At 68.7% G+C, this 24237-nt stretch carries 27 protein-coding genes and 2 pseudogenes; 16 read left to right on the forward strand and 13 right to left on the reverse strand.

Annotation, left to right across the window (positions count from 1 at the left end; translation table 11 throughout):
* Positions 1-198 precede the first annotated feature (198 nt).
* Positions 199-909, forward strand: a complete 711-nt coding sequence (locus tag KBY88_RS16030; protein ID WP_261348754.1) for a rubrerythrin family protein — start codon at positions 199-201, stop codon at positions 907-909.
* On the opposite strand, the gene KBY88_RS11210 is transcribed toward KBY88_RS16030, so the two are convergent.
* Together KBY88_RS11210 and KBY88_RS11215 are read right to left on the reverse strand one after the other, a co-directional pair.
* Entirely contained in the window at positions 879-1793 is a 915-nt protein-coding gene (locus KBY88_RS11210; RefSeq protein WP_254940022.1) for an ion channel, read from the reverse strand. The two genes, KBY88_RS16030 and KBY88_RS11210, sit on opposite strands and share 31 nt — an antisense overlap.
* Before the next feature lie 44 nt (positions 1794-1837).
* The gene (locus KBY88_RS11215; protein WP_254940023.1) at positions 1838-2206 is read right to left on the reverse strand and encodes a winged helix-turn-helix transcriptional regulator; all 369 of its coding nucleotides are present in this window, start codon (positions 2204-2206) and stop codon (positions 1838-1840) included.
* Between the two features lie 103 nt (positions 2207-2309).
* On the opposite strand from KBY88_RS11215, the gene KBY88_RS11220 reads away from it, so the two are divergent.
* The 4 genes from KBY88_RS11220 (at position 2310) to KBY88_RS11235 (ending at position 4761) form a co-directional block, all read left to right on the forward strand.
* Positions 2310-2600 carry a CDGSH iron-sulfur domain-containing protein gene (locus KBY88_RS11220; protein ID WP_254940024.1) on the forward strand — a complete coding sequence of 97 codons (291 nt, stop codon included), beginning with the start codon at positions 2310-2312 and terminating at the stop codon, positions 2598-2600.
* 41 nt (positions 2601-2641) lie between these two features.
* Positions 2642-3703: an alkene reductase gene (locus tag KBY88_RS11225; RefSeq protein WP_254940025.1), complete on the forward strand. Its 1062-nt coding sequence runs from the start codon at positions 2642-2644 to the stop codon at positions 3701-3703.
* Positions 3700-4446, forward strand: a complete 747-nt coding sequence (locus tag KBY88_RS11230; RefSeq protein WP_254940026.1) for a pirin family protein — start codon at positions 3700-3702, stop codon at positions 4444-4446. The genes KBY88_RS11225 and KBY88_RS11230 overlap by 4 nt, the downstream gene beginning before the upstream one ends.
* A 66-nt stretch (positions 4447-4512) precedes the next feature.
* Positions 4513-4761 (forward strand): hypothetical protein, encoded by a 249-nt coding sequence (locus tag KBY88_RS11235; RefSeq protein ID WP_254940027.1) that lies wholly within the window; start codon positions 4513-4515, stop codon positions 4759-4761.
* Here the strand turns inward: KBY88_RS11235 and KBY88_RS11240 are convergent.
* The 4 genes from KBY88_RS11240 to KBY88_RS11255 all read right to left on the reverse strand — a co-directional run bounded on the left by KBY88_RS11240 (position 4749) and on the right by KBY88_RS11255 (position 9865).
* The gene (locus KBY88_RS11240; protein ID WP_254940028.1) at positions 4749-4937 is read right to left on the reverse strand and encodes a hypothetical protein; all 189 of its coding nucleotides are present in this window, start codon (positions 4935-4937) and stop codon (positions 4749-4751) included. The genes KBY88_RS11235 and KBY88_RS11240 overlap by 13 nt on opposite strands.
* Positions 4938-5182: 245 nt before the next feature.
* Positions 5183-8029 (reverse strand): aminomethyl-transferring glycine dehydrogenase, encoded by a 2847-nt coding sequence (gene gcvP / locus KBY88_RS11245; protein WP_396103049.1) that lies wholly within the window; start codon positions 8027-8029, stop codon positions 5183-5185.
* A 164-nt stretch (positions 8030-8193) separates the two neighbouring features.
* Entirely contained in the window at positions 8194-8583 is a 390-nt protein-coding gene (gene gcvH, locus KBY88_RS11250; protein WP_254940030.1) for a glycine cleavage system protein GcvH, read from the reverse strand.
* Between the two features lie 13 nt (positions 8584-8596).
* Entirely contained in the window at positions 8597-9865 is a 1269-nt protein-coding gene (locus tag KBY88_RS11255; protein WP_254940031.1) for a methionine gamma-lyase family protein, read from the reverse strand.
* Between the two features lie 144 nt (positions 9866-10009).
* Between KBY88_RS11255 and KBY88_RS11260 the strand changes: the two genes are divergently transcribed.
* Complete coding sequence (locus tag KBY88_RS11260; protein ID WP_254940143.1) at positions 10010-10909, forward strand: acyl-CoA desaturase; 900 nt, start codon at positions 10010-10012, stop codon at positions 10907-10909.
* Here KBY88_RS11260 and KBY88_RS11265 read toward each other — a convergent pair.
* Positions 10861-11658 carry a DUF8644 domain-containing protein gene (locus tag KBY88_RS11265; RefSeq protein ID WP_254940032.1) on the reverse strand — a complete coding sequence of 266 codons (798 nt, stop codon included), beginning with the start codon at positions 11656-11658 and terminating at the stop codon, positions 10861-10863. The genes KBY88_RS11260 and KBY88_RS11265 overlap by 49 nt on opposite strands.
* Before the next feature lie 52 nt (positions 11659-11710).
* On the opposite strand from KBY88_RS11265, the gene KBY88_RS11270 reads away from it, so the two are divergent.
* The 3 genes from KBY88_RS11270 (at position 11711) to dnaB (ending at position 14780) form a co-directional block, all read left to right on the forward strand.
* A complete protein-coding gene (locus KBY88_RS11270) occupies positions 11711-12646 on the forward strand; it encodes an acyl-CoA desaturase (RefSeq protein WP_254940033.1) in 936 nt (311 codons plus the stop codon).
* Positions 12647-12689: 43 nt separating this feature from the next.
* The gene (gene rplI / locus KBY88_RS11275) at positions 12690-13148 is read left to right on the forward strand and encodes a 50S ribosomal protein L9 (protein ID WP_254940034.1); all 459 of its coding nucleotides are present in this window, start codon (positions 12690-12692) and stop codon (positions 13146-13148) included.
* A gap of 171 nt (positions 13149-13319) precedes the next feature.
* On the forward strand, positions 13320-14780 hold the full coding sequence (gene dnaB / locus KBY88_RS11280; RefSeq protein WP_254940035.1) for a replicative DNA helicase: 1461 nt from the start codon (positions 13320-13322) through the stop codon (positions 14778-14780).
* Here the strand turns inward: dnaB and KBY88_RS11285 are convergent.
* Entirely contained in the window at positions 14777-15397 is a 621-nt protein-coding gene (locus KBY88_RS11285; RefSeq protein ID WP_254940036.1) for a glutathione S-transferase family protein, read from the reverse strand. The two genes, dnaB and KBY88_RS11285, sit on opposite strands and share 4 nt — an antisense overlap.
* A 106-nt stretch (positions 15398-15503) precedes the next feature.
* Between KBY88_RS11285 and KBY88_RS11290 the strand changes: the two genes are divergently transcribed.
* Entirely contained in the window at positions 15504-15791 is a 288-nt protein-coding gene (locus tag KBY88_RS11290) for a hypothetical protein (RefSeq protein WP_254940037.1), read from the forward strand.
* A gap of 9 nt (positions 15792-15800) precedes the next feature.
* Here the strand turns inward: KBY88_RS11290 and KBY88_RS11295 are convergent, their stop codons facing one another.
* Genes KBY88_RS11295 through KBY88_RS11305 form a run of 3 tightly spaced genes read right to left on the reverse strand, consistent with a single transcriptional unit; the run spans position 15801 to position 18184 of the window.
* Positions 15801-16910 carry a FecR family protein gene (locus KBY88_RS11295; RefSeq protein WP_254940038.1) on the reverse strand — a complete coding sequence of 370 codons (1110 nt, stop codon included), beginning with the start codon at positions 16908-16910 and terminating at the stop codon, positions 15801-15803.
* A 1-nt stretch (position 16911) separates the two neighbouring features.
* Entirely contained in the window at positions 16912-17220 is a 309-nt protein-coding gene (locus KBY88_RS11300; RefSeq protein ID WP_254940039.1) for a chaperone modulator CbpM, read from the reverse strand.
* Positions 17213-18184, reverse strand: coding sequence for a DnaJ C-terminal domain-containing protein (locus tag KBY88_RS11305; protein WP_254940040.1), 972 nt, complete (start codon positions 18182-18184; stop codon positions 17213-17215). Before KBY88_RS11305 ends, KBY88_RS11300 begins: the two co-directional genes overlap by 8 nt.
* 51 nt (positions 18185-18235) lie before the next feature.
* Here KBY88_RS11305 and KBY88_RS11310 point away from each other — a divergent pair, with 51 nt between their 5' ends.
* The 6 genes and pseudogenes from KBY88_RS11310 to KBY88_RS11335 all read left to right on the forward strand — a co-directional run bounded on the left by KBY88_RS11310 (position 18236) and on the right by KBY88_RS11335 (position 21015).
* Complete coding sequence (locus KBY88_RS11310; protein WP_254940041.1) at positions 18236-18607, forward strand: type I restriction-modification enzyme R subunit C-terminal domain-containing protein; 372 nt, start codon at positions 18236-18238, stop codon at positions 18605-18607.
* 89 nt (positions 18608-18696) lie between these two features.
* Positions 18697-19044, forward strand: a pseudogene (locus tag KBY88_RS11315) (VOC family protein).
* Positions 19045-19218: 174 nt separating this feature from the next.
* Entirely contained in the window at positions 19219-19728 is a 510-nt protein-coding gene (locus tag KBY88_RS11320; protein WP_254940042.1) for a DinB family protein, read from the forward strand.
* Between the two features lie 68 nt (positions 19729-19796).
* Positions 19797-20267 (forward strand): ribosomal protein L7/L12, encoded by a 471-nt coding sequence (locus KBY88_RS11325; protein ID WP_254940043.1) that lies wholly within the window; start codon positions 19797-19799, stop codon positions 20265-20267.
* Positions 20268-20314: 47 nt separating this feature from the next.
* Positions 20315-20803: a VIT1/CCC1 transporter family protein gene (locus KBY88_RS11330; protein ID WP_254940044.1), complete on the forward strand. Its 489-nt coding sequence runs from the start codon at positions 20315-20317 to the stop codon at positions 20801-20803.
* Positions 20773-21015, forward strand: a complete 243-nt coding sequence (locus KBY88_RS11335) for a VIT1/CCC1 transporter family protein (protein WP_254940045.1) — start codon at positions 20773-20775, stop codon at positions 21013-21015. The genes KBY88_RS11330 and KBY88_RS11335 overlap by 31 nt, the downstream gene beginning before the upstream one ends.
* A 376-nt stretch (positions 21016-21391) precedes the next feature.
* Here KBY88_RS11335 and KBY88_RS16280 read toward each other — a convergent pair.
* Together KBY88_RS16280 and KBY88_RS11345 are read right to left on the reverse strand one after the other, a co-directional pair.
* Positions 21392-21607, reverse strand: a pseudogene (locus KBY88_RS16280) (NAD-binding protein); the annotation flags it as partial.
* Positions 21532-23316: an NAD(P)H-dependent oxidoreductase gene (locus tag KBY88_RS11345; protein WP_254940047.1), complete on the reverse strand. Its 1785-nt coding sequence runs from the start codon at positions 23314-23316 to the stop codon at positions 21532-21534. The pseudogene KBY88_RS16280 and the gene KBY88_RS11345, both read right to left, overlap by 76 nt.
* Between the last annotated feature and the right edge of the window lie 921 nt (positions 23317-24237).

Here is a 24237-nt window from a genome sequence, read left to right on the forward strand (position 1 = left end):
ATCCCTGCGTTCACAGGGACCTTGGACGACCCTGCCCAGGCGCTGGGCCCATTGTGACGCCGGGGGGGGCCGTCGGTGGTGATGCCGGAGACAGCCGCATTCCCGCTGCGGCCCTGGAGTGGAGAGACGATCGAAAGGCCCTAAGCCGAAGTCGCTCCGACTTCGTGTAAGCTTCTTCGCATCCTTCAGCCCTCCCCCATGGACCTCTCCAAGCCCAGCACCACCGCCAACCTCGAAGCCGCCTTCGGCGGTGAGAGCATGGCCAACCGCAAATACCTCTTCTTCGCCGATGTGGCCAAGCAGCTCGGCAACTCCGAGCTGGCCAAACTCTTCCGCGACACCGCCGCCCAGGAAACCGAGCACGCCTTCGCCCACTTCCGCCTGCTCCACCCCGAGCTCGTCGTGGCCGATCCCGCCACCCTGAGCGATGCCGAAAAGCAGGCGGTGCTCAGCCGCTGCCTGGAGCTGGCGATCGAAGGCGAAACCTATGAGTACACAACGATGTACCCGGAGTTCGCCGATCAGGCCCGCGCCGATCGCGATGGCGGCGCTGAAGCCGAGTTCAACGAGCAGATCGCTGAATCCACGGAGCACGCCGGCCTCTTCCGGAAGGCCGCCAGCAACTTCGGCCTGCTCACCCCCATCGAGCACCACCACGCCGACCGCTACAGCGTCGCCCTCGAAGCGCTCCAGGGCCTCGGCACCGCCGGCGAAACCGAACCCGTGGCCGGCAAGTGGATCTGCAAGGTCTGCTCGGTGATCTACGACCCAGAACTGGGCGACCCCGATTCCGGCCTCGCCGCCGGCACCCCGTTCGAGGCCATTCCCGACGACTGGAGCTGCCCGCTCTGCGGCACCCGCAAGGCCAACTTCATCCCCTACCGGGAGCCTGAGTTGGTGGCGGCCTGATCGGCGCAGGCGCTGCAGGGCACCGTCTCATTGAAGCGGCTGAAGTCAAGCACCCGACTGTCCTCGTCGTCCACGACGATGTCGGCAAAGCGGGCATTCAGCCTCAGGTCGGCGGGCCGGTAGGTCCAGCGGGCGTGGACGGGACTCTGCAGGGTCTCGTCCACCCCCTGGAAGGCCGCGAGCAGCTCCCCGTGGCGGGCGGCCAGGCTTTCCGCAGTGTGTCCCTGGAGCGGACTTTGATCATCGATCGTGTGCATCAGCGTCCACATCAGCTGGAAGTGAATCGACTGCTCCCGCAGCAGGGTCAGGGGCACCAGGCGCCGCAGCCTGAACCCCTCGCTGCTGAGCTCCTCCAGGGCCAGGTAGAGCCGCATGCGCCCATCGAGGATGCCGTTGCGGCGCACGTTGGCGATCCGGAAGGTGAGCGTGGGCACGCCGTTCCAGGGCTCGACCGTGGCCACGGTGCTGAACAGGATGCGCGCCCGGCTGCGAGAAAACCGGGCGAAGGCCAGGCCCGTGGTCACCGCGATGAAGATCAGTCCCCCCAAAGCCTCGAGGGTCACCACCAGATTCACCCAGAGGCTGGCGGGATGGAGAACGCCGTAGCCGATCGAACCCAGGGTCTGGACGCTGAAGAAGAAGGCCTCGGCGAACCCGGCCGGGCCTCCACCGGGAACCCCGCCGATGCCGCCCGGATCGAGCAGAAAGAGCAGGGCGAAGACGAGATTGAGGACCAGATAACTGGCCGCGATCAGCCCCACGAAGCCCGGCCAGGGGATGGCCAGCATCAAGTGGTAGGGCTCGCGCCAGTGGTGGCGCCAGTCATCGAGCTTCTCGGCCCGAAACACCCCGTCCTGCTTGCGCAGCCGCAGGGACCGCAGCACGGGGGCCCTGGGAGTGGACCGGCGCTTCCCCAGGAACCGGACCATCAGCGCTGGGAGGTTGCTGGCTTGGGCCGCCCGGCCTGGAGGCCATCGGCCCCCCAGGCATGGAGGCTCCGGAGCACGGGCACCAGATCCAGGCCCCGCGGCGAAAGCCTGTACTCCACCCGGGGCGGCACTTCGGGGTAGATGGTGCGCTCCAGGACACCATCGGCCTCCAGTTCCCTGAGCTGTTGGGTGAGCACCTTCGCGCTCACCCCTGAAAGGGCGCGGCTGAGATCGGAGAAGCGCCGCATCCCGATCAGCAATTCCCGCAGGATCGCCAACTTCCAGCGCCCCTGCATCACCCGCAGGGCCAGCTCGGCGGGGCACTCCCCCTCGCCGTTCCGGGCCACGAACTCGTTGGGGAGCCCCATGGTTTCGCTCAGGTAAGGAAGGCACGTTGGGGTGCGTTCTTGCGGTGCGCTGGCGGGTGGCTGCACAGTTCGAACGTTGATGGTGCGACACGCTCTGCAAATCATGGCCGACTCCAGCCCAAAACCAACAGCCCTCGCCCTGGACGCCGGCACCCATGCCCTCTGCCGCTGCGGGCTGAGCAAAAACGGCGCCTTCTGTGACGGCAGCCACAAAGGCACGGGCACGACCCCTGGGATCCTCAGCCTGGAGGCCCCCCAGACCGTCTACCTCTGCAGCTGCGGCTCCAGTGCCAACCCCCCGTACTGCGACGGCAGCCACACCAAGCTGGCGGCATCCGCTGTCCCGTCGCCACGGGCCGCTGCCGCGAAGCCCTGGTGGCAGTTCTGGGGCTGAACCGTCCCCTCGCCCCCTGTCCTCCCCCAGCCATCCCCCCCATGACCGACCTGTTCAGCCCCCTGCGTCTCGGCTCCCTGGAGCTGCCCAATCGGGTGTGGCTGGCGCCGCTCACGCGCTGCCGCGCCGAGGAGGACCACATCCCCGGCCCGCTGATGGCGGAGTACTACGGCCAGCGGGCCAGCGCCGGCCTCTCGATCGCCGAGGCGACGATGGTGATGGAGGGGAATTCTGCCTTCTGGCATGAGCCCGGCATCCATTCGGCGGCCCAGTTGGCGGGCTGGCGCCTGAGCACCGACGCCGTGCATGGGCGCGGCGGCCGGATCGTGCTGCAGATCTGGCACGGGGGCCGCGCCTGCCACCCCCTGCTCAACGGCGGCCGCCAGCCGGTGGCCCCCAGCGCGATCGCGATCACCGGCGATGAGGTGCGCACCCCGGAGGGCAAGCAACCCTATGTGCTCCCCCGGGAGCTCGCCGACGACGAACTCCCGGGGATCGTGGAAGGGTTCCGGCTGGCCGCCCGCAACGCCATCGCCGCCGGCTTCGATGGCGTCGAAGTCCATGGCGCCAACGGCTACCTGCTCGATGAATTCCTGCGCGATGGCAGCAACCAGCGCAGTGGCCCCTACGGCGGGCCGATCGAGAACCGGGCGCGGCTGCTGCTGGAGGTGCTGGAGGCCGTGCGGGCCGAGACCGATTTGGTGGGCCTGCGGATCTCTCCGTTGAACAGCTACAACGCCATGGTGGACAGCGATCCGATCGGGCTCTCCACCTGGCTGGCCACGCGCCTGAACGACGCGGGCCTGGCCTACCTGCATGTGATGCGCGGCGACTTTTTCCAGCAGCAGCACGGTGACGTGCTCACCCCGATCCGCTCCCACTTCCAGGGGGTTCTGGTGGCCAACATGGGCTACGACGCCGCCGAAGCCAACGCCGCCATCGGCGCCGGCGCCATCGATGCGGTGGCCTTCGGCTCCAGCTTCCTGGCCAACCCCGACCTGCCCGAGCGCCTGCGGCGTGGCGCTCCGCTCAACGCCCCCGATCCCACCAGCTTCTACAGCCCCGGCCCCGCGGGCTACACCGATTACCCCTTCCTGCCATGACAAGCCTCAGCAGCCTCACCCGCCCGGTCTTCCGCCCCGCCGCCGAGCGCTTCCACAGCCGCCTCGATTGGCTCGACAGCTGGCACAGCTTCTCGTTCTCCAACCACTACGACCCCGCCTGGATGGGCTTCGGGCCCCTGCGGGTGATCAACGACGACACCATCGCCGCCGGCCGTGGGTTTGGGATGCATCCCCACAACGACATGGAGATCGTCACGGTGATGGTGGAGGGCGAGCTCAGCCACCGCGATTCGATGGGCAACGGCGAGGTGTTGCGCGCCGGTGAAGTGCAACGCATGAGCGCCGGCACCGGGGTGGTGCACAGCGAGATCAACCAGAGCGAGCGCCCCTGCCGGCTGCTGCAGATCTGGATCGAGCCCAGCCACCGCGGCATCCCCCCCGCCTACGAGCAGAAACCTTTCAGCCCCAGCGAGGACTGGACCCTGCTGATCGATCCCAGCCGGGAGGCCGGCGCCATGGCGATCGACCGGCCGCTACGGCTGTGGCGGGCCCAGCCCGGGGCCGGCCAACGGCTCGTGCTGCCGCAGGAGGAAGGCCACCACTACTGGTTGCAGCTGATCAACGGCGCCGGACGGCTCGACCCCAGCGACGGCGCTCCCGGGAGCTTGGAGCGGGGCGATGGCTATGGGTTTGCCTCAGGGCGCAATGGCGGCGACGGCGCCCTCTTTGGCCTCACCGCCCTGGATCAGGGGGCTGATCTGCTGCTGTTCGAGCTGGATTGAAGCGAAGGATGCAACACGGCCGCGGCCAGCCCGCTAAAGAGATGAAATCACCACCTGAAGCGGGCGATGGCGGAGCAGCGCAAGCCGTACGGGAGCCAGGCCCAGCGGATCTTCCGCGAACCCCGTACCCCGGGGCCCCAGCTCGGGGTGGTGCGCTATCGAGGCTTCCTGCTCATTCCCCAGGACGATCTCACCTGGCTGGTGCGTCCCGAGCGCAGCCCCATGGAGGTGCTGCCCTTTCGTACCCCAGCCAGCTCGGTGGCTGATGTAAAGGCCCTGGTGGACTGGCGCCTGGGCGGAGCTCAGGCCGCCTGAGGCGGGGTGGGGTTGGAGCCATCCACCTGGAACGGCAGCACGAGGGTGGCCCAATGCTCCGGGCGCTCGGGCCGCTTTCGGCGGGCCTGACGCACGCCGAAGGGAACACGAATCACATTCGTCCCCTCCACCGTATGAATTTCACCGCGACTGGCGGATTGTTGAAACGCCGCCATCAGGGGCGGAAGATCAACCGAACGGGCCGGAAATCGGCTGGCACCGCCCTTTGTTCCGCCGGCCTCAGCCGTGAGGGAGGTGGAGGGGGCTTTGGGCCCTTCGGTTGTCGGTGTGCCGTCTCCGTTCATGATCCCCATCGATCAAGCGGTGAAATGATGAAACCCCCCAAAAGAGGGGAGGATTCATAGCCTTGAAGGCCGGAATGTAGCGCCTTTTGGCAAGGGAGCCCACGCTGCCCGGCAACTTACACCGGTGTGAGCACCGGCACAGCCAGCTCCTCCACCGAAGGGCAGGTGCATGCAAGGTTGCGGTCGCCGTAGGCGTTATCAATCCGGGCCACGGCGGGCCAGATTTTGTTGTCTTTGAGCCCCTCCACGGGGAAGGCGGCCTGCTGGCGGCTGTAGGGCCGATCCCAGACCTCGGCCGTGACGGCCTCAACGGTGTGGGGGGCGCGCTTGAGCGCGTTATCGAGCGGATCAGCCGCACCCGATTCAATCGCCGCCGCCTCGGAGCGGATGGCCACCATGGCCACGCAGAAACGATCGAGTTCGGCCAGGGATTCACTTTCGGTGGGCTCCACCATCACCGTGCCGGCCACCGGCCAGCTGACGGTGGGGGCATGGAAGCCGTAATCCATCAGCCTCTTGGCCAGATCCTCCACCTCGACGCCGGCACTGCGCTTGATCGGCCGCAGATCGAGGATGCATTCGTGGGCCACCCGGCCATTGGCGCCGCGGAACAGCACCGGAAAGTGGGGCTCCAGCTGCTCGGCGATCCAGTTGGCCGAGAGCAGGGCCACACTGCTGGCCTCCCGCAGGCCGGCGCCGCCCATCAGGCGGATGTACATCCAGCTGATCGGCAGGATCGAAGCGCTGCCCCAGGGGGCCGCCGACACCGGGCCGATCGCCTGATCGCCGCCACAGTCCGCCAGGGGATGCCCGGGCAGAAACGGAGCCAGGTGCGCCGCCACCCCAATCGGCCCCACCCCGGGGCCGCCGCCACCGTGGGGGATGCAGAAGGTCTTATGAAGGTTGAGGTGGCAGACGTCGGCGCCGTAGAGGCCCGGCTTGGCCAGGCCCACCTGGGCGTTGAGGTTGGCGCCATCGAGGTACACCTGGCCGCCGTGGCGGTGCACCGTCTCGCAGAGCCGGCGGATGCCGGTCTCGAACACCCCGTGGGTGGAGGGATAGGTGACCATGACCGCCGCCAGGCGCGCGGAATGGAGGGCGGCCTTGGCCTCTAGATCCATCAGGTCGATGTTGCCCTGCCCGTCGCAGGCCACGGGCACCACCTGCAGGCCGGCCATCACGGCGCTGGCCGGGTTGGTGCCGTGGGCGCTGGTGGGGATCAGGCAGACGGTGCGCTGGTCATCGCCGCGACTGCGGTGCCAGGCCCGGATCACCAGCAGGCCGGCGTACTCCCCCTGGGAGCCCGCATTGGGCTGCAGCGACACGGCGGCAAACCCGGTGATCACCGACAGCCAGCCCTCCAGATCCGCCACCAGCTTCTGGTAGCCGGCCGTCTGGGAGGCGGGGGCGAAGGGGTGGATGTTCGCGAAGGCGGGCCAGCTCACCGGCGCCAGCTCGGCGGCGGCGTTGAGCTTCATGGTGCAGCTGCCCAGGGGAATCATCCCGTGCACCAACGAGAGGTCTTTGGCGACCAGCCGCTGGATGTAGCGCAGCAGCTCGGTTTCGCTGCGGTGGCGGTGGAACACCTCCTGGCGCAGCCAAGGGCCCGAGCGCAGGGGGAGGCCCGCCAGCAGCTGACGCTCGGGTTCAGCCTCGGTAAGACCCGCCTCCAGCTGCTCCAGCAGGGCGGCGGCAGGTGTCACGGCCTGTCCGGCGGCCAGGGCCGCCAGCAGCGCGTCCAGCTCGGCGGGGCTGCTGAGTTCATCGAGACTGATGGCCAGGCGATCGGGGGCCTCCAGGCGCAGGTTGAAGCCGGCGGCCTCGGCCCGCGCCAGCAACGCGCCGGCCTGGGGCGTCACAAGGCTGACGGTGTCGAAACCTGGGCCGCCTTCGGGCTCCAGCCCCAGCTGCTGGAGGCCCAGGGCGAGGGCCGCGCGCAGGCGCAGCACCCGGCGGGCGATCGCCGCCAGCCCATCGGGGCCGTGGTGCACGGCGTAGAAGCTGGCCAGCACCGCCAGGAGCACCTGAGCGGTGCAGATGTTGCTGGTGGCCTTGTCCCGGCGGATGTGCTGCTCGCGGGTCTGGAGGGCCAGGCGCAGGGCGGGGTTGCCCTCGGCGTCGAGGGAGCGCCCCACCAGGCGGCCGGGAATCTGGCGCTTGTGCGCTTCGGTGGTAGCGAAGAAGGCGGCGTGGGGGCCGCCGAAGCCCAGGGGAACGCCGAACCGCTGGGCGCTGCCCACGGCGATGTCGGCGCCGAGGGCGCCCACGGGCTCCAGCAGCACCTGGGCGAGGGGATCGATCGCCACCGTGACCAGGGCACCGCCGGCATGGGCGGCCGCGATCACCCCGCTGGGATCCCAGAGCAGGCCCCGGCGACCGGGCAGCTGCAGCAGCACCCCGAACACCTCGGGGGCGAAAACGAAGCTGTCCGGATCGGCGACCACCAGCTCAATCCCCAGGGGTTCCGCCCGGGTGGTCAGCACCGCCAGGGTCTGGGGCAGCACCTGCTCGTCCACCAGGAAGCGCAGGGCGCTGGAGCGCTTGCAGGCGCCGCGGCTGAGGGCCATGGCCTCGGCGGCCGCCGTGCCCTCATCGAGCAGGGAGGCATTGGCGATCGGCAGACCCGTGAGCTCGCTGATCAGGGTCTGGTAATTGAGCAGGGCCTCCAGGCGCCCCTGGGCGATCTCGGCCTGGTAAGGGGTGTAGGCGGTGTACCAGGCGGGATTTTCGAACACATGGCGCTGCAGCAGCGCCGGGGTGGCGGTGCCGTGGTAGCCGAGGCCGATCAGGCTGCGGCGCCCCCGGTTGGCTGCCGCGATCGCCGCCAGCTCGGCGAGGGCCTGGTTCTCATCACAGCCCTCGGGCAGGCCGGCGGCGGCCTCAGCCGGATCGAGCAGGATGTCGGCTGGCACCACCTCAGCGACGAGGCGCTCGAGATCGGGGGCCCCCAATTGCCGCAGCATCTGCTCCTGTTCGGCAGCTGAAGGGCCGATGTGCCGGCGGGCGAAGGCTCCTGAACTCACGCCAGCGGCCCAAAGATGGCGTGGATCCTAAGGAATCCCCACGGGGCTGGAGCGCAGAACGACCGCTGCGAGCGCCGGCCCCGGCAGGCTTCCCTCGGCCTATGTCAGGCGCCTTCCACCTTGGCGCGGTAGCTGGGGCCATCGAGAAGGTCCCCCAGCTGGGCGGGGTCGCTGGGGCGCACCACCAGCAACCAGCCCTCGCCGTAGGGGTCGTTCTGCAGCTCCTCGGGGCTGGCGAGCACGGCCTCGTTGCGCGCTTCCACCGTGCCGCTGATCGGGGCGTAGACCTCCTCCACCGCCTTGACCGATTCCACAGTGCCGAAGCTGGCACCGCGCTCCAGGGCGCTGCCGGCCTCGGGCAACTCGACGAAGACAATGTCGCCCAGTTGATCGACGGCAAATGAACTGATGCCGATGCGCACCAGCTCGCCTTCGGAGCGCACGAACTCGTGGCTGTCGGCGAAACGCAGGTCGTCGGGGATGCTCAGGGCCATCGCGGTGAGGCGATCAAGGGCCCCCCAGTGTGGCCGACGTGGAGCGCAGGGGCGCCAGGGCGACCAGCGCCCGCTCCAGGGCCAGCTCGGCGTGGCAGCGGTGGGTGCCCCCCTGGGCGTAGAGCACGAAGGGCTCCCGCAGGGGGCCATCGGCGGAGAATTCGCTGGTGCTGCCATCAATAAAGGTGCCACCCGCCATCACCAGCTCGCTGGCGTAACCCGGCATCGGGGCGGGCACCGGATCGAGGTAGGAGCCCACGGGCGAGCAGGCCTGGAAGGCGCGGCAGACGGCGATGAGCGGCTCGGGGGCCCCGAAACGCACCGCCTGGATCAGGTCGCTGCGCGGGCCACCCACCAGCGGATTCACCCCGTAGCCCAGGTCGCTGAACACCGCCGCCACCAGCTCGGCGCTGACCAGGGCCTCGGCCACCATCTGGGGCGCCAGGAACAGCCCCTGGAACAGCAGGCGGTGCAGGTCGAAGCCCGTGCCCCCCTCGCTGCCGATGCCCGGGGCGGTGAGGCGGCAACAGGCCTGCTCCACCAGCTCAGAGCGGCCGGCCACGTAGCCGCCGGTGGGGGCGATCGTGCCCCCGAGGTTCTTGATCAACGAGCCCGCGATCAGGTCGGCCCCCACGGCGGTGGGCTCCTGGTCTTCGACGAGTTCGCCGTAGCAGTTGTCGACGAAGCAGACGCAGCCGGGCTGGAGGGCCTTGACCCGCTCGATCAGCCGGCCGATCTCCGCCACTGCCAGCGCCGGCCTCCAGCTGTAGCCGCAGCTGCGCTGGATCAGCACCATCCGGGTGGGCACGGCCAGGGCGTCCGCCAGGGCGGCCCCATCGACGGCACCGGCGGCGGTGAGCGGCAGTTCGTCGTAGGTGATGCCGAAGTCGATCAGGGAGCCCTGGCCCGAGCCGCGGAGGCCGATCACCTCTTCAAGGGTGTCGTAGGGGCGCCCGGTGATCGCCAGCAAGCGATCCCCCGGGCGCAGCACCCCGAACAGGGCGGCGGCGATGGCGTGGGTGCCGCTGACGAACTGCAGACGCACGGCGGAGGCCTCGGCCTGGAGCACCCGGGCGAAGACCCGATCGAGGGTGTCGCGGCCCAGGTCGCCGTGGCCGTAGCCACTCACCGAGGCGAAGTGGTGGGTGCCCAGGCGCTCAGCGGCGAAGGCCGCCAGCACCCGCTCCAGCCGCGGCCGCACCGCCGCCGTGCGCTCTGCCGCCAGGGGCGCCGTTCTCTCGATTGCAGCAGCCACACAGTCGACCGCCCAGCCCCTGCCCATCGATCCAACGTTTCGACCGCGGCCATGGTGGCCCGCCGGGGCGAGACGCACGGGTAGATTTTCCGCTCAAGCATTTCGGTTGAGAGTTCGTTGGTCGCCGTTCCTACCGAAGGCACCCGCCTGTCCGTGGCTCAGGAAGCCCGGATGCGCGCCGCCGTCACCGCCCCCCGTGTGCGCCTCCCCCGGGATCAACGGGTCTACAAGGCGGGCACCACAGGTTTCATGCTGGCGATCCATATCGGAGCGGTGGCGGCGCTATTGCCGATGTTCTGGAGCTGGCAGGGGGTGGCCGTGCTGGCGGTCCTCTACTGGGTCACGGTGATCGGCGTCACCTTGGGGTTGCACCGGCTGGTGGCCCACCGCAGCTTCGTCGCCCCCCCCTGGGTGGAGCGCACCCTGGTGGTGATGGGCACTCTCGCCTGCCAGAGCGGTCCGATCGAATGGGTGGGCCTGCACCGCCACCACCACAAATTCTCCGACCAGCCCAACGACCACCACGACGCCGCCCGGGGCCTCTGGTGGTCCCACAGCGACTGGATGCTGCACGAGATCCCGGCGGTGCGGGAGGTGGAGCGTTTCACCGGCGACCTGCAGCAAGACGGCTTCTACCGCTGGCTCGACCGCTGGTTCCTGCTCCTGCAGCTGCCCCTGGGGCTTGCCCTTTATTGGTACGGACAGCACGCGGGCGTGCACGGCGGTGGCCTCGGGCTGGTGCTCTGGGCGATCCCCCTGCGCCTGTGTGTCGTGTATCACGTCACCTGGCTGGTGAACTCGGCCACCCATGCCTTTGGTTACCGCAATTTCGATTGCCCGGATCTGTCGCGCAACTGCTGGTGGGTGGCGATCCTCTCCTTCGGTGAGGGTTGGCACAACAACCACCACGCCCACCCCTCGAGCGCCCGCCACGGCCTGCGCTGGTTCGAATTCGACATCACCTGGCAGCACATCAAGCTGCTTCGGGCCCTGGGCTGGGCCAAGCGCATCCGCGAGGCCAGCTACAGCGCCGCCTTCGGGGCCAAGGTCGGGGCCTCCGCCAACTCCTGACGGATCGCCGCCGCCAGATCATCGCTGCCCGTCTGCTCCAGCAGGCGGGCTTTCTGGCGCAGCAACTCAAGGAAGAGATCGGCGCTGAGCTCCTGGTCGGCCGCCACCCCCAGGGCGGTGAGGGTGCGGTGCAGATCGAGCAGTTCCCCATCCAATTCGGCGGCGGAGTAGTCGCTCTGGCCGGCGATCACAGCGGCGAATCGCTCGCGCCGCTGGCGCTTCTCGGCCGGATAGGCCGCCAGCAGCTGCTCCCTGCAGGCCCGCCAAGGTCGGCCGGCGGAGAGCAACTGGGCCAGGGCGGCGCTGAGGGGGGCGGCCTCACATTCGGCGATGCGCAGGTCAAAGGCGGCGGGCAGGGGCTCAAGGCCCACGAAGATCGCGAACAGCTCGGCGGGTCCGAGCACCTGGCCGTCCTCGCCGGCGAGGGCCAGGGCGGAGCTCTGCAGGGCGGCGAGCAGATCCGGGTGGCGCGCGAGGGGATCGGCGAGGGCGGGGGTGAGCGCGCCCGAGCGCACCTGCTCGGCCAGCAGCCGGTTGACAGCGCCGAGGGCGAGGAACACCTCCGGGCCGGGGGAGGCGAGCTTGCGGTTGCGCAGATTCGAGAGCTGGGAGTTGTGGATCCGGCCCAGGTCGAAGACCTCGGCGAGACCCGGGAGCACGCGGTGGGACCAGCCGTTGCGCCCATGCCAGGCGCTGATCAGATGGGCGAAGGCCTCGCGGCCTGATGCGAGCTGGTCTTGATATCCCACTCGATACGGATTCGTACTGCTACCATTTTATCGACCGATCAGGAGTTGGCCCATGACGGCCTCCGTCGCCCTACCCCCCACCGCCCTGCGCCAAGCCCAGGCCCTGCACCAGCCGCGCCGCGGCGAGCCCCAGGCCCGCGTGCCCAAGGGCGCCCACTGGCTCACCATCGGCTTCATGGTGGTTATCCATGCCCTGGCCCTGGTGGCCCTGCTGCCCCAGTTCTGGAGCGTGCCCGCCGTGGCGAGCTTCCTGGTGCTCTATTGGGTCACCGCCTGCCTGGGCGTGACCATCGGCTACCACCGCCTGCTCAGCCACCGCTCCTTCCGGGTGCCCCTGTGGCTGGAGCGCTTCTTCGCCACCTGCGGCGCTCTCAGCTGCCAGCACGGCCCGATCGACTGGTCGGGGCTGCACCGCCACCACCACAAGTTTTCTGATACGGAAGCGGATCACCACAACAGTCACAAAGGCTTCTGGTGGAGCCACATGGGCTGGATGTTCCACCAGATCCCGGCCATGGCGGCCGTGCCCCGGCTCACGGGCGACCTGGCCCGCGACCCCTATTACCGCTGGCTGAACAAGAATTTCCTGCTGCTGCAGGTGCCCCTGGGGCTGCTGTTGTTCACCATCGGCACCCTCACAGGCGCCGGCGGCTGGGCCCTGGTCCTCTGGGGCATCCCCCTGCGCCTGGTGGTCGTCTACCAATGCACCTGGCTGGTGAACAGCGCCACCCACAAGTGGGGCAAGGTGACCTACGCAAGCGGCGACGGCTCCCGCAACAACCCCTGGGTGGCGGCGCTCACCTTCGGCGAGGGCTGGCACAACAACCACCACACGTTCCCCCATTCGGCCCGCCACGGCCTCAAGGCCAGCCAGATCGACCTCACCTGGCTGCACATCCGCGCCCTGCAACGCCTGGGCCTGGCCACCGCGGTGCGCCTGCCGGCCTCTGGCCCCGCCGGCGGGCGGGCCGTCCGGGCCGTGGCGTAGGGTTGACAATCGCCTCACCGCAGCACGTTCCGCAGGAAGATCCATGGCCAAGCGCGTATCCGTCGTCCTCAGCGAAGACATCCTGAGTCTCGGCAAAGACGGCGATCTGGTGGAGGTGGCCCCCGGCTACGCCCGCAACTTCCTGCTCCCCACCGGCAAGGCCCTGGCCGTCACCCCGGCGGTGCTGCGCCAGGTGGAGCACCGCCGGGCCAAGGAAGCCGAGAAGCAGGCCGCCCTCAAGCAGGCGGCCGTGGATTTCCGCACCGCCCTCGACACCATCGGCCGCTTCACGGTCAAAAAGCAGACCGGCGGCGACGATGTGCTCTTCGGCACGGTCACCAATGGCGATGTGGCCGAAGCGATCGAAGCGGCCACCAAAAAAGAAGTGGAGCGCCGCGACATCACCGTTCCCGAAATCCATCGCACCGGCACCTACAAGGTGCAGGTCAAGCTCCACCCCGAAGTGGTCGCCGAAATCAACCTCGAAGTCGTGAGCCACTAGCCCCCAGGCAAGGGCCAAGGTGGGCTCAAGCAACGAGGCCGGACCCCCCAGGGGGTTCGGCTTTTTTGTGGCCAGCGGCACCCTGGGCGGCGTTCCAGGGTGCCTTGGGATGGAGGGCGATTGGCGTCTGGAGAGACAGGAGCCTCTGCCGGTGGGGCCTAGCTTGGGGCGATGGCGCACGCTCCCCTCCACGATCCCGACGGTCCCGAACCCTCGGGCGCCAGCGGTTCGGGGACAGGAAACACCCTCACGCCGGCGTTCCGGCGGCGGAACCAGGGCAGCGATGAGGCGCGCTTCGAGGCCCTCCCCGATTCGGTGCCGCCCCAGAACCTGGAGGCGGAGGAGGCGGTGCTCGGCGGCATCCTGCTCGACCCCGACGCCCTCGGCCGCATCGCCGACGTGCTCCAGCCGGAGGCCTTCTATCTCAGCGCCCACCGGGAGATCTACCGCACCGCCCTGATGCTCCACGGCCAGGGCAAACCCACGGACCTCACGGCCATGGCCGCCTGGCTGGCGGACACCGGTGCCCTGGAGAAGGTGGGCGGTAGCACCCGGCTGGTGGAACTGGTGGAGCGCACCCTCTCCACCGCCTCGATCGACCAGGTGGCGCGCCTGGTGATGGACAAATACCTGAGGCGCCAGCTGATCCGCTCCGGCAACGAGGTGATCCGGCTCGGCTTCGATCAGAGCAAGCCGATGGAGCAGGTGCTCGATGAGGCCGAGCAACAGATCTTCGCGATCAGCAACGAGAAGCCCTCGGTGGGTCTCACCCCCACCGCCGAGATCCTCACCAGCACCTTCAACGAGATCGAGAGCCGCTCCCTGGGCACGGCGGTGGCGGGCCTGCCGGTCAACTTCTACGACCTCGACGCGATCACCCAGGGGCTGCAGCGCAGCGACCTGATCATCGTCGCCGGCCGGCCGGCGATGGGGAAGACCTCGATCGTGCTCAACATCGCCAAGAACGTCGCCCAGCTGCACCAGCTGCCCGTCTGCGTGTTCTCCCTGGAGATGAGCAAGGAGCAGCTCACCTACCGGCTGCTGTCGATGGAGGTGGGGATCGAGAGCGGCCGACTGCGCACCGGGCGCCTGCACCAGGAGGAATGGCCGCTGCTGGGCCAGGGCATCAACACCCTCGGCCAGCTGCCCCTGTTCATCGACGACAAGCCCAACTCGGGCGTGCTGGAGATGCGCTCGCTCTGCAGACGGCTGATGGCCGAGCAGGGCAAGGAGCTGGGGCTGATCGTGATCGACTACCTGCAGCTGATGGAGGGCTCCAGCCCCGACAACCGGGTGCAGGAGATCTCGCGGATCACCCGGGGCCTCAAGGCCATGGCCCGGGAGCTCAACGTGCCGGTGATGGCCCTCTCCCAGCTCAGCCGCGGGGTGGAATCACGCACCAACAAGCGGCCGATGCTCAGCGACCTGCGCGAATCGGGCTCGATCGAGCAGGACGCCGACCTGGTGCTGATGATCTACCGCGACGAGTACTACAACCCGGAAACCCCCGACCGGGGCATCACCGAGGTGATCGTGACCAAGCACCGCAACGGACCGGTGGGCACCTGCAAGTTGCTGTTCGAACCCCAGTTCACCCGTTTCCGCAACCTGGCCGCCCCCGTGGGGCACTAGGGCTCGATGCCGTGCACGGCCAAGGCCGCCTGCACGCCGGGATCCGAGACCATGCGGGCGTAGAAGCGATCCACGGCAGGCCAGGGGGCGCGGCCCCCCTCGATCACCCGGCCCACCCAACGCAGCATCGGCACCGCGTAGGCATCCACCAGGGTGAGCTGCTCGCCCACGAAGGTGGTGCGTTCGCTCAAGTGGGCGTCGAGGGTGGCCAGGTGGCCCTTCACCAACCCCACGGCCGCCGCCTTCACCGCCGCTTGGGCAGCTTCGGAAGAATCGGTGGTGTAGCGGGCGGGAACGAACAGGGGGAAGAAGGCCGGGTGGAAATCTCCGGTGAAGAAGCATGACCACTGCAACACCCGGGCCTGGTGGGCCGGTTCAGGCCCACCGAGCAAATCTTCGCGGCCGGCGCTCTGGGCCAGATGCTGCAGCACGGCTCCCGCCTGGGTGATCACCTGGCCGTCGTCGAGCTTCAGGGCCGGTACGGCACCGGAGGCATTGATCGCTCGGTAGCTGGCGTCCCGGGGGGCGTTGATCGCCTCGTAGGGCGACCCGATCCACTCCAGCAGGATGTGGGGAGCGAGGGCGCAGGCGCCGGGGCGGTAGTAGAGCGTGACCACGGCAAACACCAGGGGTTGCCCGACCCTAGGGAAGGGTCCGACGGCGGGGCCGCTGGCTGATGCTCACAGGCGGCTTACGCTCCGGCTCCCTGCGGCTGCCGGTCCCATGCGCCACCTGATCGGATTGGGTCTGACCGCCCTGCTCGCGGGCTGCAGCCTGGTGGAAGAAACGAAACGCTCCTTTGACAGAAGCTTTCGCCCCTCGTTCATCAGCTCGTTCGTGACATCCTGCGTGAAGTCTTCAAGCGGCAAGGTGGATGAGGCCACCTGCCGGTGCATCGCCATGGATCTGGTGGATCACCTCTCGGCGCCTGACTTACTCAATCAAGAGAAGGTGCTTTCGCGCATCAACGAGACATCGCTCGATCGCTGCCGGCGCCCTGCGCTGAGCTGAGCCCCCGCCTCAGGGGCTGGTCGCCGGCACCCAGAACGTGCAGAGGGCCCCGGTGCGGCCGCCTTCGCTCAGCTGCAAGCAGGCGGCGTGGCTGGTGCGCGGTCGGTTGAGCAGGATGTCGGTGTGATGGGAGGAGCTCAGCCAGAGCTTGAGCACGCGTTCGGGGTTCCAGCGGCCGCTGGGCACCGGGCAACCGAGCACCTCACTCACTGGCCGAAAGGATCCACTGGCGGAACGGGCCTGGAAAGCCTGCCAGGCCCCCAGGTCGTGGTCGCAGCTGCCGCTGGCGATCAACTGCCGCAGCACGGGTTCGGCGTAGGCGCTGTTGGCGCTCGCCAGGGTGACCGGCAAGGACTGGAACGGGGCGCGGCCACCGCCGGCGCGAGTGCCGTTGACCAGGTCCAGCAGCGGATCACTGGGGGGGACCGCTGCGGTGGGGCCTGGAGCCGCCGGGATGCTGGAGGCCAGGGAGCGGGTCAGGCGCGCCAGGGCCTCGCCATCGGGCAAGGGCGAGCGGAACCCCTGCACCAAGGGGCCTTCGAGGATCTCCCGCAGGGCGGCGGCGCTGAGCAGCTGGCGGCTGAGCAGGGCGCCGCTCGCTGAGAGCCGCACCCGTTGGCCCGACTCCACCGCCACCGGCGGCTCACCTGTGGGGACGCCATCGCGCAGGGATTGCACCGCCACCGTCCCCTCCAGCACGCTGAGCTCCAGCTCACCGAAGGTGAGCAGATCGAGGACGTAGTTGGTGCCGCGCACACTCAGGCGGCTGGAGCGCGTGCAGGCGTTCTGCTTGCCCGACACCAACACCTGGCCGGCCCCGAGCAGGAAGCAATCGCTGCCCAGGCGCAGCCTGGAGAAGCGGTTGAGCCGGCCAGCGGCGCCGCTGGAGAAGGCGAGCTGGGCACGGCTGTCGCCTGTGCTCACCTGCTGGGGGCTGTGGGCCCGCGCCCCCACCCGCACCTGGCGCTCATCGATGGCGACCTGGCGACCATCAAGGATTTCCTGGACGGTTGCTGTTGAAGAGGTTGCTGTTGAAGCGGGAGCCGTGGAAGGAGCGGCGACGGTGGGGACGGCCCACAGCAACGCGAGAACTGGCACCAGGGCCCGCAGACTCGCCATCTCAGTGGGGCTGGCTGGCTTCCAGCACCCGCAGGCGCCGTTCCAGCTGCTCGATGCGCTCCAGGTAGGTGAGCGCCAGGGCCATGCCGGGCGTGTTGAGGCCGAAGTCGTCGCGCAGGCGGGCGGCGCGGCGGCCCTGGACCACGGTGCGGGAATAGAAGAGGAAGCCCGTGCGGCCGCCGCAGGTTTCGAGCACCCCCAGCTCCACCAGCTCGATCACCTCGTCGCGCTCGAGGCCCGTGCTCGCCAGCAGGTCGTCGAGCTCGATCGCCTCCTCGGGGCTCGACGGATTCAGGGGACGGTCAGACATGGCTGGGCTCTCCGGTGAGGTGGGCACGGGGATCGAAGCTGGAGCTGGCGGACAGTTCCTCGAACAGCTGCTTCTCCTTCTCGCTGATCACGCTGGGGGTGACGATCTGGAGCACGGCGTAGAGGTCGCCGGCCCCCTCGCCGCGCCGGGGCAGACCCTTGCCCGCCAGGCGCAGCTTCTGGCCGCCGCGGGCGCCTGGTTTCACGGTCAGCTTCAGGCGCCCATCGAGGGTGGGCAGCTCGATCTCGGCGCCGAGCACCGCCTCCCAGGGGGCAAGGGGCACCTGCAGATAAAGATCGTGGCCCGCCACCTCGAAGCGGGGATGGCGCGCCAGGCGGATGTCGATGTAGAGATCCCCCGGCTTGCCGCCCCCCAGCCCCGGGCCGCCCTTGCCCGGCACGCGCAGGCGCTCGCCATCGCTGACCCCCTTGGGCACGCGCACCCGGACGGTGTGGGGGCGACGCTGCACCCGGCCGTCGTCCCCCAGCTCGGCGACGCTGAACTCCACGCTCACCTCGGTGCCCGTGGCGGCGTCTTCGAGGCTGAGGCTGGTGGCGATCTCGAAGTCCTGGCCGCGGCGGGGGGCCCGGCCGCCACCCCCCGGTCGCTGGGGGCCGCCCGCCCCGCGCTGGGCGCTCCCATGGAAGCCGATGCGCTCGAGCAGCTCGGCCAGGTCGATGTCTTCGCCGGGGGCACCCTGCCAGAAGCGGCTGTCCCACTCGGCGCTGGGCTGGACGTTCTCGCCCGGACGGTGGCGGCCGAGCTGGTCGTAGGCCTCGCGCTTCTCGGGATCGGAGAGAGTCTCGTTAGCCTCGCTGATCGCCTTGAAGCGCTCCTCGGCGTCGGGTTCCTTGGAGACATCCGGGTGGTAGCGCCGCGCCAGGCGCCGGTAGGCCTTGCGGATCTCCTCGGCCGTGGCGCCGCGCTCCACCTCCAGGGCGGCGTAGTAGTCGACGTAGTTCATAGCGCCTCAGCCGGGCGCCGGGCCGCCTGGGGAACCTGAATCCACACGGCCATGGGGCGGTGGCGGGGGACGCTCCATCTTTGTAGCGCGCTGGGCGGTTGGAAAGTTGGGGCGTGGTGGGTAAAGGAGATCGTCAGGGCCTATGCCCAGCAGCCCATCCCCCGCGAGGCGCGCGCCCAGCAGGCCCGTCTATACATCCATTCCAGGTTCACCAGCAAGCAGCAGCTCTTCCTGGATTTCGTGCTCCAGCACTACGTGACGATGGGCGTGCAGGAGCTGGCCCAGGACAAGCTCACGCCCTTGCTGTGCCTCCGCTACCAGAACTCCATTGCCGATGCCGTCGCCGATCTGGGCAGACCCAAAGTCATCGGCCAGCTTTTTTCAGGCTTCCAGAACTATCTCTATGAGGCCACCGCCCGATGAGGGCTGCTTCGCCAACACCCGGCACCGCAAGCAGATCATGCCGACTAGCCCATGCGCCCGTAGTCCCAGAGCACCGGAGAAAGTCGATAGTGGCGAAGAACACGATCTGCCTGTGGTGCGACGGCACAGTGCTCGAGGCGGCAACGTTCTACACCTCAACGTTCCCGGATAGCGAGCTGGGCGCCATCTTCCATGCCCCAAGCGATTATCCCTCCGGGCGGCAGGGCGATGTGCTGACCGTGTTGTTCACGGTCTCCTGAATCCCTTGCCTGGGCCTCAATGGCGGCTCCGCCTTCCGCCCCAGCGAAGCCTTCTCCTTCCAGATCGCCACCGACAACCAGGAGGAAACGGATCGTCTCTGGCACACCATCACGGCGAATGGAGGCCAGGAGAGTGCCTGTGGCTGGTGCAAAGACCGCTGGGGAGTGTCGTGGTAGATCACCCCACGGGTGCTCACAGCGGCCCTGGCGCATCCTGACCCCAGCGCTGCCCAGCGTGCCTTTGCGGAGATGATGGGGATGACGAAGATCAACATCGCCACGATCGAAGCCGCCCTCCAGAAATGACAGTTTCAGCGACGCGATGGTTGGCCCCGGCATCGAGAAGAGAGCATGATTGACAGCGACTACTGCCGATGGATGGCAACGTACAACGCATGGATGAACCGCAAGTTCTACATGGTCTGCGCCTCACTTCCCGAGGCAGACTTATACGCGGATCGTGGTGCCTTCTTCCAATCCATCTACCTCACGTTGAACCACATCGCCTACGCCGATCTGGCTTTCCTTTCGCGCTTCACAGGCGACCCGGCTGACGCTCCATCGCTGGGAACCGATCTGTTGGGCAGCTTCGAGGCTTTGCACACCGAACGACAGCGACTTGACGATCGCTTGCTGCACTGGGTTGAGTCGATTTCAACCGACTGGCTGGCAAGCTCACTGACCTACACCAGCAAGGTCGACGGCCAAGCACGGACCCTGCCCCGTTGGGTGCTGGTCAGCCATCTGTTCCAGCACCAGACCCACCATCGCGGACAGGTGACCACCCTGCTCAATCAGCTCGGCCATGACGTGGGCAGCACGGACCTGCCGTTCATGCCGACGTTTCCCAGTGAGGCCTGAGCCCAGCCGCAAGCGTTGCCCGAACGCTCGGCCGCAGCCTCCGCCATGCTCTTGGTAGGGCTCTCACCATGACGTTCCCCATTCCCTCCGATGTTCAGGCCGCCTGGGACCGGGGCGACAGGATCGGAGCCCTGCGCACCTTGCGCGAGCGCACGGGCCTGGGCCTCAAGGAAGCCAAGGAGGCCCTGGAATCCGGTGCGGTCGCGATCCGCCCTGGAACGGCGTTCCTGGGCACGCCGCTCCGCAGGCCCCTGGGGACATCCCTGCCAGCCGCCGTCCACGCCGCCATCGCCCGTGGGGCCACGATCGAGGCGATCAAGCTCACCCGCCAAGCCACCGGCCTGGGCTTGAAGGAGGCCAAGGAGGCCGTGGACGCTGCGGCCAGGGGGGCGGAGACAGGAACCTCCCGACGCCGGTCCGCGCGCCATGGGGTGTCCGGTGAGACGCCGCCCCAGAACCTCCACTGGTCGGAGCTGGCCCAGGCCCTCGCCCTGGTGATGCTTGTGCTGCTCGTCGTCCGCAGGCTGCTGGGCCCATGAGTCCCCCAGCAGGATGGCCCACAGATCCGCCGGCCCTCCCCCTCTCCATGCCAAAGCCGAGCCTGCTCCATTCCCTGCGCACCTCGTTCGACGCCTCGATCGGGGATGTGTTCTTCGGGATGGAGGACGGCACCGTGTCGATCTTCGGCCTGGTGGCCGGGGTGGCGCTCACGGCCAGCTCCGGCAAGAGCGTGCTGATCGCGGGTGCTTCCGGGACCGTGGCCGCCGCCGTCTCGATGCTGGCAGGGGTGTTCCTCGACCTGCCGTCGGAGCAGGACAAGGAGCGGGTGAACACCCGCCGCCGTCTGGCGGCGGTGCGGGCCGATCCCACGGGTGAGATCGCGGCGCTGATGGGGTGCCTGGGCCGCACGGGCCTGCAGCCGGCCACCCTGGCGGCGATTGAGAGCGACCTGCCGGAAGGCCGGCGACGCTGCCGGACCTGGAGCGCCGGGCGGCGGTGCCCTCTGAATCCAGTCGCCAGCAGCCCTGGGCCCATGCGCTCTGGATGCTCGTGTCGGATCTGTTCGCGGGGCTGACGCCGGTGCTGGCCTTCGCCCTGTTGCCCCGGGAGCAGGCCCGGCCAGTGTCGTTGCTGATGACCCTGGCGCTGCTGGTGCTGCTGGGCTACGGCCGCGCCCGGATCGGGGAGCGCGCCCTGCTGACCACGGTGCTGACCACGGTGTCGATCGCCGGCTGTGCCGCCCTGGCAGGGGTGGCGATCGGCCTCTGGCGGAACCGGATCGGCTGAGGGGGCATGAGGGCGCGCAGGCCCCCCGCTCAGCCGGGGCCCCGGGCCCGCAACGCCGACACATCCCAGGCGCGGTCCTGGTCGGTAGGCAGCTCCTGCAGGTCGGATTGCAGCAGCTGCTCGAGATCCCGTTGCAGCTGGCGGGAGCGGGCGATCCGGGCGCTCTCGTCGTCCTCGAAGGCGGCCCCCTCCTGGAGGCCAGTTCATCGTGGTGGCGGAAGGTCTGGGCGAGGCGGTGGGCGCGGTGGGCACGCACCCCCAGCAGCCGCAGGGCATCGACGCCGACTTCGAGGGCGGAGCCGAAGGTTTCCCGCCGCACCACGGCCACCCCCTGGCGGATCAGGGCGTAGGCATGGCGGCGGTCGCTGGCGCGGGCGAGGATCTGCAACGGCGGGAAATGCTTGCGGGCCAGCGCCACGATCTCCAGGGCCTTGGCGGGGTCATCGATCGCCACCACCAGCAGCCGGGCCCGCTCGGCGCCGGCGGCATGGAGCAGATCAAGGCGGGAGGCGTCGCCTAGAACACCGTTAAGCCGAAGTGCCGCAGCAGATCGATCTGGGTGGGGCTGTGGTCGAGCACGGTGAGGCGGCAGCGGTTGGCGAGCAGCAGCCGCCCGACGATCTGCCCGAAGCGCCCGAAGCCGGCGATGATCACCTGGGTGTCGCCGTTGTCGATCGAATCGGGCTCCCGCTGGGGTGCCCGGGCCAGCAGGAGAGGCTGAATCCAGCGTTCGTGGGCCATCAGCATCAGTGGCGTGACCACCATCGAGAGCGCCACCACCAGCAGCGCCGAAAGCTCCTGCGGCAACACCTTCGATGTGGTGGCGAAGGAGAACAGCACGAAGCAGAACTCTCCCCCCTGGGCCAGGGCCAGGGCGAACAGCAGGTTGTCGCCGCTGCCCAAGCGGAACACCCGCCCCAGGGCCAGCAGCACCAGGAACTTCACCAGGGCCAGGCCCAGCACCAGGGCGAGCACCAGCACCGGACTGCGCTGCAGCAGCTGGAAATCGATCGAGGCCCCCACGGTGAGGAAGAACAGCCCCAGCAGCAGCCCCTTGAAGGGGGCGATATCACCCTTGAGCTCGTGGCGGTATTCGTTGTCGGCCAGCACCACCCCGGCCACGAAGGTGCCGAGGGCCGGGGACAGGCCCACCTGTTGCATCGCCAGGGCAATGCCGATCACCAGCAACAGGGCCGTGGCCGTGAACACCTCCCGCAGCTTCGTGGCGGCGATCACCCGGAACACCGGGCGCATCAGGAAGCGCCCGCCCACGATCATCGCCAGCACGATCCCGATCACCTGCGGCGCCTGCTGCAGCGGCGCACCTGCCGCAGGCGCATGGGAGCCTGTCTGCAGGGCCTCCGGTGCCTTCGAGGCCAGCAACGGCAAGAACGCCAGGATCGGGATCGCGGCGATGTCCTGGAACAAGAGCACCGAAAACGACGACTGGCCGGCGTCGGTCTTGATCAGGCCCACCGCCAACGCCACCGGGGGGCTGAGCCCCAGCAGGGCGCCCACCAACGCGATCGCCAGGGCCGTGACCAGCACCTGCAGACCGCCCAGCCCGAGGATCGGCAACCGCAGGCGCCAGAGCAGCGAGGGCTGCAGTTCGAGGCCCACCAGGAACAGCATCATCACGACGCCGAATTCGGCGAAGTGCATCACGTCCTGGCCTTCGCGGCCGACGACGTGGAGGCCGAAGGGGCCGATCAGCACCCCGGCGATCAGATAGCCGAGAACGGAGCCGAGGCCGAGGCGGTTGGAGATCGGCACCACCAGCAGGCTGCGGTAGTCGTCGGCGTGGGGGTCGAGGTCGGCGGCCTCCCGCAGGCGATGGGTGCCGAAGACCACGAGGGGAGGCAGGTAGTCCATGCCGCAGAGGGCGGCGGTCTGCTGGAAGGGGGCGAGCAGCTCCAGGATCGAGAAGCGGTTGGCGCCCTGCGGGCAGTAGGCCTCCTTCGGCCCACCCGTCGTGATCGCACTGAGACACCGCTTGCCGCGCAGGGCGTTGCCCCCCTCGCCGTAGGCGAAGCCGTGCTCAAGCACCAGGTCCTGCCATCCCTTGAGGATCGCCGGGGAGCTGTACCAGTAGAAGGGGTGCTGGAAGACGATCAGGTCGTGCCGTCGCAGCAACTCCTGCTCGCGGGCCACGTCGATGTGGAAGCTGGGGTAGTGCTCGTCGAGGTCATGGAGCGTGATCCCCTCCACGCCTTCGATCGCCTGCACCAGCCGCCGGTTGACGCGTGAGTTGTGGAACGCCGGATGGGCGAACAACACGAGCACGCGCGCCGGGTCGCCCATGGATGCGCTCGCTCTGGGGGTTGCGGGAGTTTTTTTTGGGGGGGGGGTGGACGAGACGGGTTGTTCGCCCGCCACCCCGGACGGCAGGCTCCGGGAGAGTGATGGCAGCAGCGGTCCGGCCCCATCCATCCCGCTCCCGTCGACGTGCCGCCAGGAAGCAGACGGTCGTTGGATCAACGCGGAGCGGAGCGAGCAGGCATGGTCGCCCGGGGAAGTTCCCTGGCTGAGGCGAGATCAAAGCCTGAAGTCCTGGACCCTCCCCCTATCCCCGATCGGCTTGCCCCTGGGGCCTCCGAGCCCGAGAGCCGCCGGGTTTTGCGTGCACTCCCGGCGGGAGCCCATGGCCGTCTGGCCATGCCCAAAAGTAGGGCAGCCCTGCCGTTCACTGGATGGAGCGATAAGCGTCCGCCAGGGTCCACCTAGAGCCTGCCCAGGCGGGCCCTGTCCGTACAGTGCACAAGAGCGAGGCGGGTGCTACCTGTGCGCTGAAGGGCGCCAGCGGCCACAACGAAAGCCTGCAGGTGTGCCGACTCGAGCGAAGCTGGGGTTTCAAGAAAAGCCAGCGGCACAAATCAAGATCCACGGACTCAATTTGACCCTGGTTCCTGGAATTCAGCCCTGGTCCGATGCCATCCATGCTTCAGCCATCGAGGCACTTCAACAACCAATCGACAAGCACTTTCATCACTTGATCGGCCTGGGGAGAACCGAATTCATCTACCCTTCGGATCGAAGTGAAGATGGCATAAATCATTAAAATCTCTATATTTGCAGGGCGGGCCAGCGAAACCAAAAGGCCCTACTTCGCCGTCTCCTTGCCAACATCGAAGCGCAGCTCGAACTCAAGGCAGACGATATCGGAATCACACTCTTCAAAACCCAGAAAGACAACTGGAAAATCCAGCGGGCTTCCGGCGGACG

The organism is Cyanobium sp. Morenito 9A2 (assembly GCF_024345575.1).
Classification (GTDB): domain Bacteria; phylum Cyanobacteriota; class Cyanobacteriia; order PCC-6307; family Cyanobiaceae; genus ATX-6F1.

Coding starts and splice junctions, on each gene's coding strand:
- KBY88_RS16030 (WP_261348754.1), top strand. CDS start 199: ATGGACCTCTCCAAGCCCAGCACCACCGCCAACCTCGAAGCCGCCTTC.
- KBY88_RS11215 (WP_254940023.1), bottom strand. CDS start 2,206: ATGGGGCTCCCCAACGAGTTCGTGGCCCGGAACGGCGAGGGGGAGTGC.
- KBY88_RS11220 (WP_254940024.1), top strand. CDS start 2,310: ATGGCCGACTCCAGCCCAAAACCAACAGCCCTCGCCCTGGACGCCGGC.
- KBY88_RS11225 (WP_254940025.1), top strand. CDS start 2,642: ATGACCGACCTGTTCAGCCCCCTGCGTCTCGGCTCCCTGGAGCTGCCC.
- KBY88_RS11230 (WP_254940026.1), top strand. CDS start 3,700: ATGACAAGCCTCAGCAGCCTCACCCGCCCGGTCTTCCGCCCCGCCGCC.
- KBY88_RS11235 (WP_254940027.1), top strand. CDS start 4,513: ATGGCGGAGCAGCGCAAGCCGTACGGGAGCCAGGCCCAGCGGATCTTC.
- KBY88_RS11240 (WP_254940028.1), bottom strand. CDS start 4,937: ATGGCGGCGTTTCAACAATCCGCCAGTCGCGGTGAAATTCATACGGTG.
- gcvP (WP_396103049.1), bottom strand. CDS start 8,029: ATGCTGCGGCAATTGGGGGCCCCCGATCTCGAGCGCCTCGTCGCTGAG.
- gcvH (WP_254940030.1), bottom strand. CDS start 8,583: ATGGCCCTGAGCATCCCCGACGACCTGCGTTTCGCCGACAGCCACGAG.
- KBY88_RS11255 (WP_254940031.1), bottom strand. CDS start 9,865: ATGGGCAGGGGCTGGGCGGTCGACTGTGTGGCTGCTGCAATCGAGAGA.
- KBY88_RS11260 (WP_254940143.1), top strand. CDS start 10,010: ATGCGCGCCGCCGTCACCGCCCCCCGTGTGCGCCTCCCCCGGGATCAA.
- KBY88_RS11270 (WP_254940033.1), top strand. CDS start 11,711: ATGACGGCCTCCGTCGCCCTACCCCCCACCGCCCTGCGCCAAGCCCAG.
- rplI (WP_254940034.1), top strand. CDS start 12,690: ATGGCCAAGCGCGTATCCGTCGTCCTCAGCGAAGACATCCTGAGTCTC.
- dnaB (WP_254940035.1), top strand. CDS start 13,320: ATGGCGCACGCTCCCCTCCACGATCCCGACGGTCCCGAACCCTCGGGC.
- KBY88_RS11290 (WP_254940037.1), top strand. CDS start 15,504: ATGCGCCACCTGATCGGATTGGGTCTGACCGCCCTGCTCGCGGGCTGC.
- KBY88_RS11295 (WP_254940038.1), bottom strand. CDS start 16,910: ATGGCGAGTCTGCGGGCCCTGGTGCCAGTTCTCGCGTTGCTGTGGGCC.
- KBY88_RS11300 (WP_254940039.1), bottom strand. CDS start 17,220: ATGTCTGACCGTCCCCTGAATCCGTCGAGCCCCGAGGAGGCGATCGAG.
- KBY88_RS11305 (WP_254940040.1), bottom strand. CDS start 18,184: ATGAACTACGTCGACTACTACGCCGCCCTGGAGGTGGAGCGCGGCGCC.
- KBY88_RS11310 (WP_254940041.1), top strand. CDS start 18,236: ATGGGGCGGTGGCGGGGGACGCTCCATCTTTGTAGCGCGCTGGGCGGT.
- KBY88_RS11320 (WP_254940042.1), top strand. CDS start 19,219: ATGATTGACAGCGACTACTGCCGATGGATGGCAACGTACAACGCATGG.
- KBY88_RS11325 (WP_254940043.1), top strand. CDS start 19,797: ATGACGTTCCCCATTCCCTCCGATGTTCAGGCCGCCTGGGACCGGGGC.
- KBY88_RS11330 (WP_254940044.1), top strand. CDS start 20,315: ATGCCAAAGCCGAGCCTGCTCCATTCCCTGCGCACCTCGTTCGACGCC.
- KBY88_RS11335 (WP_254940045.1), top strand. CDS start 20,773: ATGCTCGTGTCGGATCTGTTCGCGGGGCTGACGCCGGTGCTGGCCTTC.
- KBY88_RS11345 (WP_254940047.1), bottom strand. CDS start 23,316: ATGGGCGACCCGGCGCGCGTGCTCGTGTTGTTCGCCCATCCGGCGTTC.